The following is a 10,876-nucleotide window of genomic DNA, read 5'->3' as shown; positions in this document are numbered from 1 at the left end:
TTCACCTCGGCCAGGGCCAGGCTCCAGAGGCCCGATGCCAGCAGCAGTCCCAGCAGCAAGTATTTTTTCATGCAGTTCCCCTTTCCTGAAAAAACGTTGATTTGATGATACCTGAAATACCCGGTGCTGTCAAGATGATTTTGTGAAAACCTGATTGACAGATGCTGGTCAAATCTGATAAATTATACATTATGAACCTTCCCAACAAACTGACCCTGGGCCGGGCGCTGGTCAGCCCGGTGTTCATGGCGTTGCTGCTTTACGACAACGTCTACAGCCGGTATGCGGCGCTGGCGGTATTTCTGCTGGCCTCGCTGACAGACCTGCTGGACGGATACCTAGCCCGGCGCAACGGCCAGCAGACCGGCTTCGGCAAGATCATGGACCCCATCGCCGACAAGCTGCTGATAGCGGTGGCCCTGGTGGCCTTCGTGGCCCTGAAGCTCTCCAGCGTCTGGATGGTGATGGTGATCATCGTCCGGGAGTTTCTGATCATGGGCCTAAGGACCGTGGTGGCCTACCGGGGACACATCATGGAATCAAGTATTTTGGCTAAGCTTAAGACCTCCAGCCAGATGCTGGCAGTGCTGGCGGTGCTGGTCTTCATCTGTTACCGTGATACCTTGGCCGCCAACGGGACATATATTTCTGAATATCAGCTGGCAAATTATGTTTCGGCGCTTGACGGGTTAATATTTCTGGCCATGCTGCTGACGGTGGTCTCGGGGCTGGATTACCTGATAAAAAGCCGATGGCTAATCCTGGGGTTGTTAAAGGGGAATATGTAAAAAACAGGGCCCATTATATAAAGAAACCAGGAATGCAGGAAATACTCAAACATGTCTTGGACCGCTATGTCCTTTTTCTTTTTTGTGCCGCCAACTAAGAAAAAGGACCAAAAAGAAAAAAGCTCGTCGCAAAATACTATCCGGGCCACCCTTACGCTAAAGCTTAAGCGGGCCCGCGTTGCGCTTCTCGTTGCCGGCGGGCTTGTCTGAACTCGGGCTTTGGCCAGCCCTCAAACAGGGCAGACAAGCTATTAACCGCCGTCAACTGCGATGCTCACTGATAGTATTTAACGCGACAACCATGGTTGGCACCGGTTGTTCAAACGGGTTTCTGAGCTAATTGGATAGATAGACATTAATACTAAATAAATCAGAAATACGATGAAGAATAATAACGGAAATTGGTTTATTAAAACTCTGGCCTCGGCCGGATTTGCAGGATATTGTCCCATCGCCCCCGGCACCGCCGGAAGCCTGGTGGGGCTTGTAATCTGGTGGTTCGGGGCGGAGCTGAACATCTGGCTGCAGCTTTCCATCATCATCACGCTTTTCTTTCTGGGGGTCTGGGCCGCCACCCTGGCCGAGAAGGACTGGGGGCACGATGCCGGCAGGATAGTGATCGACGAAGTGATGGGAATGTGGGTGACGCTGTGGCTGCTGCCGAAAAGCTGGTGGCTCTTTGCAGTCGGCTTTTTGCTGTTCCGGGCGTTCGATATCATCAAACCATTGGGGGCCAGGCAGTCTCAAAAGCTGCCAGGCGGCTGGGGTGTGATGGTGGACGACCTGTTGGCCGGGATATATGCCAACATTGTCATGCAGGTAGTTTCTCGGATACTGTTACCAATGATCACTGGTCATTGAACAATAGCATATAGCATACAGCTTAAAGCTTACAACTTACGGCAAAATGAAAGCAGTCATAATCACCATAGGCAACGAGCTCCTCTCCGGCTTGACCGTTGACACCAATTCCTCCTATCTGGGCCGGGAACTGGCGGCCATTGGGGTCCCGGTGGTCTGGAGAACGGCAGTGGGCGACAACCCCAGCGACATTATCGAAGCCGTAGACCAGGGCCTCAAAGCCGGGGATCTGGTGGTCTGCACCGGCGGGCTGGGGCCCACCAGCGACGACATCACGCTAAATGTTTTATCCAAACACTTCGGGCAGAAACTGGTATTGGACAAAAGTGTTTTTGAATATCTGAAATCCCGTTTTGCCAAAAGGGGCGTGGCAATGCCGGCCTGCAACAAGAAGCAGGCTTTGGTCCCGGAAAAAGCCAAAGCACTTTTCAACTCTCAGGGAACGGCCCCGGGGATATTGTTCAACCTTAAAAACAAAAAACTTATCCTTTTGCCAGGGGTGCCCCGCGAGGTCAAGGCTATTTGGCAGGAGAGCATCAGGAGCGATCTGGAAAGATCGCCCGGCCGCCGGTTCATCCTTTCCACAGCCCTGCGCACCACCGGCATCCCGGAGTCGGCCATAGCGGAAAAGCTGACGGCTTTGGAAAAGGCCTTGAAGCCCGGCGTCCTGGCCTATCTGCCCGGTCAGCTGGGGGTGGACCTTAGAGTCACCTTGCACGGCGCTGATCGTAAATCACTGGACAGGCAGGCCGGAGGGATCATCCGAAAGATGAAGATGTCCTTAAAACACCATATCTACGGCAGCGAAGGACAAACGCTGGAAGAAGTTTTGGGTCTGATCCTGAAAAAGAAAGAACTGACCCTGGGTCTGGCCGAATCCTGCACCGGCGGCCTTATAGGCGACCGGATCACCAACGTTCCCGGCAGTTCCCAATACTTACTGGGCGGAATTGTGGCATACAGCAACCGGATAAAAGAAAAAATGCTGGGGGTCAAACCGCAAACTCTTTTAAAATACGGGGCGGTCAGCGCCGGAACAGTCAGGGAAATGGCGCTGGGGGCCAGGAAGATATTCAAAAGCGACCTCGGGCTTTCCATCTCGGGGATAGCCGGGCCGGACGGCGGGAGCGCTTTGAAACCGGTGGGGTTGGTCTTCATCGGAATTTCCGGACCAAAAGGGACCAAGGTGATCGAAAAAAGATTTTTAGGACCCAGACGGCAGATAAAGGAAATGGCAGCCCAAACGGCGCTGAATGAATTAAGGCTGTATCTGGGTAGTGCCAGTAAATGAATCTCATCCGATGTTTCATAGCGCTGGAACTGCCATCGCCGGTTCAAAAACATCTGGCCCAGGTCATCACCCGGCTCAAGGAGGCTAAGGCCGATATTAAGTGGGTTGAACCTGAGAACACACATCTGACGCTGAAGTTTCTGGGGGGAATATTCCCGGAGCAGGTCCAAAGCTCCAGGAAAGTTCTTCTTGACCAGAACGGAAAACACCCACCAATCCACTGCCGCACCGGGCAGATAGGAATTTTCCCGGGCTGGAACCGGCCCCAGGTGATATGGTTGGGTCTGATTGACGGGGTGCAAAGGATATCAGACCTGCAACTTCTGACGGAGAACGGCCTGGCTGATTGCGGTTTTGCCAGGGATCCCAAAAAGTTCAAGCCCCATCTTACTTTGGGAAGGGTGCGTTCCCCAAACAATATGGACAAACTGGCAGAAAGAATAAGGACCTTGCCCTTGGAGGAAATTGAGTTCAGTTTCGAGGAATTGGCTTTGATCAAAAGCACGCTTACTCAAAGCGGGCCGGTTTATCAGACTTTGGAAACCATCAAATTGTCCTGAAGCCAGCAATCGATAGAGCCCCGGGATCAGCTTTTGATCCCGGGGTTTGTTTTTTTATTAATTGTTAAGTTTTTGCTTGAATTTAAAGGAGTTTAAGGTTATGATAGGAAAGGGTTAACTGCTCAGCCACCAAAGTTTACCCTGAGCCGCCGCTGGCGTGGTAATCTGTGCCGAAGGGGCGCCAAGACACAAAAACATTTTTCAATCGCCATTAATGAAAGTAGTGTCTTAGTGGCTAAAAATGGCAAAAAAACCATATGACTGAGATCTATTTAAAAAAAATATCCAACATCTCCCATTTCTCCGGCTGGCTGAACGAATTGCCGTTCAACATACCGCCCGGGAAACCGGTGGTGCTAAAACCCAATCTGGTCTTTCCCGCTCCGGGAACCAGCGGGGTGGTTAGCGATGCCCGCCAGGCCGGGATGCTGATAGTTCACCTGAAAGCGCTGGGGGTGAAGGATATCACCATTGCCGAAGGGCCGGGGCTGGGGGTAGATCCTTTGGAGGCCTTTGAAAGGACAGGTTTTGGCGAACTGTCCCGGAAACACAATGTTCCTCTGGTAGACCTGAACCAGGCACCGCGCCATCCGGTGAAATGGTACGACGGCGAACTGCAGCTTCCCCTGATCTTCAAAGACGCTTACTACATCAACCTGCCCAAGCTTAAGACCCACATCAACACCCTGGTCACCCTGGGACTGAAGAACCAGAAGGGACTGCTTTCCTACGCCGACAAGAAGCGTTTCCACAAGAGCGGCCTGCACCGGCCGGTGGCCGAGCTTTATAAGCTGATCCGCCCCGACTTCACCATCCTGGACGGATTCACCGCCATCGAGGGCGACGGGCCGCTGTTCGCCGGAAAGAAAGTTGATCTAAAAGTTATTGTGGCTGGCGCCGATCCCCTGGCGGTGGATGCCGCCGGCTGCCGGCTGATGGGAATAGACCCGCTGGAGGCGGAGCACCTTAAACTGGCGAGCCAGATGGGGCTGGGCGGTATGGAATCAAAGATCATCGGAGACCGGCTGGAGGACTGCGCCCGCAGCTTCAAGCGGCCCGAGATGGAGATGCTGAAAATGCTGGGCCTGCACAACCAGCGCACACCGCTAGCCTGCAGCCTGTGCGGGGGGGCGGCCCGGGAGGGCCTGGTCTCCTCGGCCAAAGATCCCCGGAAGTGGGCCGCCAGCCTGATGCCGGTGCTGCGACAGATGGTCTTCGGCCGGGTGGACTTCGTTTACGGCCACCAGGCTTCCATCCCCAAGAACAGCCAAAGGGTGATCGCTGTGGGCGAATGCACCAGGCATTTGCAGGGCCGGCCCGGAGTGGTCTGGGTGGAGGGCTGCCCGCCTTCGCCGGAGATGCTGGTGGAGGCCTTTGCCAAGCTGTAACGGATCATACCGGGGCGGACAGGATTTACATGATGTACGGGTTTTATTTTAAAACATGCCGGCTGTCATTAAGTGAATATGTTTAGGGAGGATGTTTTCTGTTCAGCTTGGACTATTTTAAACAATTGGGAATATTGTAAATAGGTCTTGCAAACGATATCGTTATCGATTATAATATCGTAAGACAATAATCATATCGATGGAGAAAACGATGGAAGTTACCATTTCCTCAAAATACCAGGTGGTGATCCCCCTTCAGGTGCGCAAACTGCTGAACATCAAGCCGGGTGAAAAGGCCGAGATGATGGCCTACGGCCAAAGGATCGAGCTGGTGCCGGTAAGGCCGCTCAAGCAGATGAGAGGTTTCTTAAAGGGATTGTCCTCAGCTATCGACCGGGAAGGCGACCGGGTATGAACCTGGTTGATTCCTGCGGCTGGCTGGAATATCTGGCCGGCGGCAAAAATGCAGAATATTATGCTTCGGCGCTGGAGAATGAAAGCCAATTGGTGGTGCCGGTCATCTGCATTTACGAAGTGTTTAAAAAAGTGCTGAAAGAAAGGGGCGAGGATCAGGCCCTGCAGGCGGCGGCCCTGATGCACCGGGGTTTGGTGGCCGAGCTGGATGCCGGACTGGCGCTGGAGGCGGCCCGGCTGGGGCACCTCCATAAATTGCCTTTAGCCGACAGCCTGGTTTTGGCCACCGCCCAAAAATATAAGGCCATACTGTGGACCCAGGATGCTCATTTTAAGGGGCTTGACGGGGTAAGATTTGCGGGTAAGATAAAGGTATAAGACCAGATGGCAAAAATCCTATTGCTCAATCCTCCCGGCGATAAAACATACCTGCGGGACAGTTACTGCAGCAAGGTCTCCAAGGCGGCCTACCTGACGCCGCCCATTGACCTGCTGGTGATCAGCGGCTATCTGCATCCTAAGCATAAGATCACAGTCCTGGATGCCATGGCCCAAAGACTTTCGACCGGGCAGGCCCTGGACAAGATACGGGAGATCAGCCCGGAATACATCATTTCCCTTTTCGGCCAAGCCTCTTTAAAGAATGACCTGAATTTCTTCAGCCGCTTAAAGAAAGAACTATCCGGGGCCAAACTGCTGGTCACCGGCGATGCCGGGTTCGATGACACCGGGAAACTGCTGGAGAACAATCCCTGTCTCGATGCAGTGCTGTTGGATTACTCCTCACCCGGTTGGCTGGGATATTTGGACGGGCAGAGGGCCGGGATCACCGATATCGCATATATTCAGAGCGGCATCTACAGCGCCCGGCGGAGCGGGCCGTCCAAGGATTACTCCATCTGCGTTCCCCGGCACGAGCTTTTTCCCTACAAAAAATACCGGATGCCCTTTGCCCGGAAACTTCCCTATGCCGGTGTGGTCACCGATTTCGGCTGTCCCTTCAAGTGCGATTTCTGCCTGATCGGCCAGATGCCTTATAAACTACGCCCGGTGCCCGAGGTCATAGAGGAGCTGCTTTATCTCAAGCAGCTGGGAATAAAATATTTCTCCTTTGGTGACCAGACCTTCGGGGCGGACAGGGAACGGACGGAGAGGCTTTTATCGGAGATGATCTCCAAGCAGGTCAACCTGCCCTGGGGCTGCTTTGCCCGGGCCGATCTTTTGACCGAAGAGATCCTGCTGTCGATGAAACGGGCGGGATGCGAATTGCTGATGATGGGGGTGGAATCCGGCGACCAGGGGCTGCTGGACCGGTATCATAAGAACACAACCATTGAAATCATCCGCCGGGCCTTTGCCTTGTGCAAGAAGCACCGGATCAGGACCGTGGCCACGTTCATCCTAGGGCTGCCGGGGGAGACCGAAACAACCTTCCAAAAGACCATGGACCTTGCGCTGGAGCTGGATCCCGACTTTGCCTCCTTCAACGTTCCGGTGGCCAAGCCGCTGACCCCGCTGACGGCTGAAGCCAGATCCCGGGGCTGGATCCAGAACGGGGAACAGGACCAGACATCCTCATCCAATATTCTGGAAGGCGAAACCGCCGGGGCCAGGATAGGGGAGTGGCGCCGCAGAGCGATGCGTAAATTCTATTTAAGGCCGGGATATATTTTCAAAAGACTTAAAGGCATCTCCAACCTCACCGAGCTGAAAGTAAACCTGGCCGAAGCCATGGCCCTGCTGAAAGGACAGTCTTAGAGCATGAAGACCATGATCATGGTCCCGACCTACAACGAGGCCCAGAACCTGGAGCGGCTGACCAGCCAGATATTCAGCTTTTCTCCCGGGGTGGACATCCTGGTGGTGGACGACAATTCCCCCGACGGCACCGGGAGGATCGCCGATGAACTGGCGGCCCGGAACCCCAGGGTCCACGTGCTGCACCGCACCAAGATCAGGGGACGGGGGCTGGCGGGCATCGCCGGCCTGCGTTATGCCCTGAACTGGGGGGCCGAGGCGGTGGTGGAGATGGACGCCGATTTTTCGCATGATCCCAAATACCTTCCGGCCCTGCTGGACGGCCTGAACCAGGCCGACGTGGTGCTGGGCTCCCGCTTTGTGCCGGGCGGGGCCGATGTGGGACGGGGCTGGATGCGCCATGCCATCACGGTCTTCGCCAACTGGTACATCAGGATGGTTTTGAAGATAAATATCCGCGACTGCACTTCCGGTTACCGGGCCTTCCGGCGGGCGGTGCTGGAAACCGTGGACGTGGACACCCTGATCTCCCGGGGGCCGGCCATCGTGCAGGAGCTTTTATACAGCAGCCTGCTTTCCGGCTTCAGGGTCAAGGAGATCCCCATTGTGTTCATAGACCGGCAGCGGGGAACATCCACCTTCAATTTCAAGATAATGTACGAGGGCTTTGTGATGATCCCGGTGCTGAGATACCTGGCCCGGACCGAAAAATGGGGCGGCCCCAAATGACGGGGAAACCCTCGCCCGAAAATAAATACTGGGACCAGGTCGCCGGTTCAGTTGAGGATTATTATCTGCTTCCGGCGCTGGCCCGGTATAAGACCCGGGAATACCTGTCGCTTTTGCAGCGCTGGGGGCTGGGGGGCAAGGGCAGGGTGCTCTATACCGACCTGTACGAAGCGGCCATAGGTGACCCCGGATTTTTTAGCGGCCCGGACAGCACTCCAGAAATATTCGGACTGGATATCTCGCCCGGCATCTGCCAAAGGTCCAAAGACAGGTCCGGAGGATCGAAAAACAACATCAGGATCATCTGCAGCGATGCCCGTTCCCTGGCCTGTTCCGATGCCTGCTTTGACCTGGTGGTCTCCCCGTCAACTTTCGACCATTTTCCCGAGATCGAGCAAGCCCTCAGGGAGTGCCATCGGGTACTGAAGCCCGGGGGGAGGCTGGTGCTGGTGCTCAACTCCGGCAGCAATCCTTTCTTTAAGCTGGGAGTAAGGATGGCCGAGCGTTTTAAGAAAAAAGAATACCAGACCGATTATTTTTACCGGGCCGGCCAGGGCAGGTCACTTTTAACTAGTACCGGGTTCGCCACCGGCCGTCAGACAGGTATTATGCATATCCCTTTCGGGGCAGTTACCGTCATGGAATGGCTGGCCATACATAAGGCTCCGGACTGGTTGGAAAGAACATTCATCGGCCTGTTTGGCCTGACGGGCTGCCTGCCCCATCCCTGGCCGCTTTTCACCGGGTGGTGGGTGGTGACCGAGGGGATAAAACATGGCCGCAAGCCGGATTGACCGCTGGATCGACGTTTGAAACAATTTGTTTCTGCAATGAAACGGCCACTGGGCCATCGGAACAGCGTTGTGTAAATAAGGTTTTAATAATGATCGAAGCATAAATGAAAAGCCTTAAGCTGAAATTTGCCATTGCCATCAGCACGATGGTGGTTGTGGTTCTGCTGGTTAATGCTGCGGCCACAGTATTTACCCGGAGCCGGTATTTAAAAGCCGAGATAGAGGCCAATGTTGTTTCGTTTGCCAGCCTGACAGTCTCCCAAATAGGGCAAAGTTTTGAACTGCATTACGGGCCAGACTACAGTAAACTGCGCCAGCAGATACTCGGATTGATCAAGCACAACCGGCACATGGAATCCATTCAGATAATCGACCAGGAGGGGCAGGTGCTTTTTGACTCCGCCCTCCCGGAAACGCCCTCCAGGGATAAGCCAATCCCCGCCGAGGCCAGCCCCCAGGCAGCCCAAAGGGCCAAGCTCAGGGAATCCACCCAGCAAAAGATCAAGCTGGCCGGTGACGCCGAAGGACTGGACATAATCGTCCCTTACTTTGACGAAGGCGGGGATCACAGGATATCGGTCCGCTATCTGTCAAACTATAGATCCCTGGGACAATTGATCTATAGCACTCTGGGGCAGGTTGTTTTACTGACAGTCTTGTTTGTGGTCCTGGGAATATTGCTGGCCTTTCTGACCGCCCGGGCCATCACCGATCCCATTACCCGGCTGGCTTTGACCATCCGGCAGGTGGGGCAGGGTAATATAGGCCAGCAGGTGGAGGTCGGTACCAGGGACGAATTGGGCGAACTGGCCAACGATTTTAACCTGATGTCCCAGCAGTTAAAGGAAAACATAGCGGCCTTGTCCGATTCCTACGAAAAACTTTACCAGGCCAACCTCAGCTTAAGGGAGTTGGACAAACTTAAAAGCCAGTTCATAGCCAATGTTTCCCACGAGCTAAAATCACCGCTGACCGCCATAGTGGGCTATACCGAGTACCTGCTGGACGGCAAGATGGGGCCCATCAGCCCGCCCCAGCAAAAGGGGCTGGAGGTGATCCGCCGCAACCTCAAGAAACTTACCCACCAGATAGTTGAACTGGTGGACATCACCAGCATCGAGGCCGGCCGGATGGCCCTGAATGAGGCGACTTTTGAGCTCAAGCCCTTGCTGGAGGAAGCGGCATCAAACTACCGGGCCGAAGCCCACAAGAAAAAGCTGAAGGTAGTGGTCTCTTCCCCCGCCAACCTCAGGGTCAGGGGAGACCGCGACCGCATCATGCAGGTGATGGACAATCTGGTGGAGAATGCGCTTAAGTTCAGCCAGTCCGGCAGCATCACCCTGACCGCCGAGGACGCTTCCCCCAAAGTGCTGATCTCGGTCAGCGACACCGGGGCCGGCATTCCGGCCGAGTTCCTGCCCCGGATCTTCGACCGCTTTTACCAGGTGGACGGATCATCCACCCGCAAATACGGAGGGGTGGGGCTGGGGCTCTCCATAGTCAAGGCGATAGTTGAAGCACATGGCGGCAGGATCGATGTCTCCAGCCGGCTGGGAGGCGGCACCTCCTTCAGTTTCGAACTGCCGGCATCGGATTGACCATTTAAAACCATAAAATCAACCTCATCCCAAAGGAGGGTTTATGAACGGCAAGACCAATCACAAGGCCAAGATCATGGTGATAGATGATGAAGAGGACATTCTGGACATGGTCAAGCTGATCCTGGAGGAGGCCGGGTTTGATGTGCTGCCTATGCTTTCCGGCCACGAAGCCCTGCAGCTGATATACCGGGAAAAGCCGAACCTGATCCTTTTGGACATCATGATGCCCGATCTGGACGGGCTGGAGCTGCTGAAGATACTCAAGATCGAGGAAACGACCGCCGGGATCCCGGTGGTGATGCTGACCGCCAAGGTGGAGGCACGGGACAAGATGGCGGCCTTAAGGGACAAGGCGGCGGACTACATCTGCAAGCCTTTTCAGCCCCAGGACCTGGTGGACAGGGTAAAAGCCGTGCTGGGAAAGGGGAAATGACATCCAGACAGTCATTTTGATCCCCGGGCTTTCAGCAATAAAAACGAGGTCTTTTGGTTAATACACTTAGTTCATCTTGACTTTTACCCCTTAAATCTGCTAAAATTACAAATTGTGATTTGATCCCTTGACCCACCAAACCCGGGACGCTTGTTTCAGGATGAATAACCAAGTGGCAAAAGGGCCTGCCACCGTAGCTCAGTTGGTAGAGCAGCGGTTTTGTAAACCGCTGGTCGGGGGTTCAAGTCCCTTCGGTGGC

12 protein-coding genes and 1 tRNA gene are annotated in these 10,876 nt (G+C 54.6%); all 13 read left to right on the top strand.

Annotated elements, in window-relative coordinates; all coding sequences use genetic code 11:
- Positions 1-191: 191 nt before the first annotated feature.
- The 13 genes from pgsA (at position 192) to Q7U71_11145 (ending at position 10,876) form a co-directional block, all read left to right on the top strand.
- On the top strand, positions 192-788 hold the full coding sequence (gene pgsA, locus Q7U71_11205; GenBank protein MDO9392322.1) for a CDP-diacylglycerol--glycerol-3-phosphate 3-phosphatidyltransferase: 597 nt from the start codon (positions 192-194) through the stop codon (positions 786-788).
- A gap of 381 nt (positions 789-1,169) precedes the next feature.
- The gene (locus tag Q7U71_11200) at positions 1,170-1,649 is read left to right on the top strand and encodes a phosphatidylglycerophosphatase A (protein MDO9392321.1); all 480 of its coding nucleotides are present in this window, start codon (positions 1,170-1,172) and stop codon (positions 1,647-1,649) included.
- 46 nt (positions 1,650-1,695) lie between these two features.
- Complete coding sequence (locus Q7U71_11195; protein ID MDO9392320.1) at positions 1,696-2,940, top strand: competence/damage-inducible protein A; 1,245 nt, start codon at positions 1,696-1,698, stop codon at positions 2,938-2,940.
- On the top strand, positions 2,937-3,500 hold the full coding sequence (gene thpR, locus Q7U71_11190; GenBank protein ID MDO9392319.1) for an RNA 2',3'-cyclic phosphodiesterase: 564 nt from the start codon (positions 2,937-2,939) through the stop codon (positions 3,498-3,500). Before Q7U71_11195 ends, thpR begins: the two co-directional genes overlap by 4 nt.
- 257 nt (positions 3,501-3,757) lie before the next feature.
- The gene (locus Q7U71_11185) at positions 3,758-4,888 is read left to right on the top strand and encodes a DUF362 domain-containing protein (protein MDO9392318.1); all 1,131 of its coding nucleotides are present in this window, start codon (positions 3,758-3,760) and stop codon (positions 4,886-4,888) included.
- Positions 4,889-5,099: 211 nt separating this feature from the next.
- The gene (locus tag Q7U71_11180) at positions 5,100-5,303 is read left to right on the top strand and encodes an AbrB/MazE/SpoVT family DNA-binding domain-containing protein (protein ID MDO9392317.1); all 204 of its coding nucleotides are present in this window, start codon (positions 5,100-5,102) and stop codon (positions 5,301-5,303) included.
- Positions 5,300-5,680, top strand: coding sequence for a type II toxin-antitoxin system VapC family toxin (locus Q7U71_11175; GenBank protein ID MDO9392316.1), 381 nt, complete (start codon positions 5,300-5,302; stop codon positions 5,678-5,680). The genes Q7U71_11180 and Q7U71_11175 overlap by 4 nt, the downstream gene beginning before the upstream one ends.
- A gap of 6 nt (positions 5,681-5,686) precedes the next feature.
- The gene (locus Q7U71_11170) at positions 5,687-7,060 is read left to right on the top strand and encodes a radical SAM protein (protein MDO9392315.1); all 1,374 of its coding nucleotides are present in this window, start codon (positions 5,687-5,689) and stop codon (positions 7,058-7,060) included.
- A 3-nt stretch (positions 7,061-7,063) separates the two neighbouring features.
- Complete coding sequence (locus tag Q7U71_11165; GenBank protein MDO9392314.1) at positions 7,064-7,789, top strand: polyprenol monophosphomannose synthase; 726 nt, start codon at positions 7,064-7,066, stop codon at positions 7,787-7,789.
- Positions 7,786-8,583, top strand: a complete 798-nt coding sequence (locus Q7U71_11160) for a class I SAM-dependent methyltransferase (GenBank protein ID MDO9392313.1) — start codon at positions 7,786-7,788, stop codon at positions 8,581-8,583. Before Q7U71_11165 ends, Q7U71_11160 begins: the two co-directional genes overlap by 4 nt.
- Before the next feature lie 104 nt (positions 8,584-8,687).
- Positions 8,688-10,181: a HAMP domain-containing sensor histidine kinase gene (locus tag Q7U71_11155; protein ID MDO9392312.1), complete on the top strand. Its 1,494-nt coding sequence runs from the start codon at positions 8,688-8,690 to the stop codon at positions 10,179-10,181.
- 43 nt (positions 10,182-10,224) lie between these two features.
- A complete protein-coding gene (locus tag Q7U71_11150; GenBank protein MDO9392311.1) occupies positions 10,225-10,617 on the top strand; it encodes a response regulator in 393 nt (130 codons plus the stop codon).
- A 187-nt stretch (positions 10,618-10,804) separates the two neighbouring features.
- A tRNA-Thr gene (locus Q7U71_11145) sits at positions 10,805-10,876 on the top strand.

It is taken from the genome of bacterium, assembly GCA_030655055.1.
GTDB lineage: Bacteria > Edwardsbacteria > AC1 > AC1 > EtOH8 > UBA5202.
The sequence above is the reverse complement of the archived record's forward strand: the minus strand, read 5'-3'. Positions and strand labels throughout refer to the sequence as shown.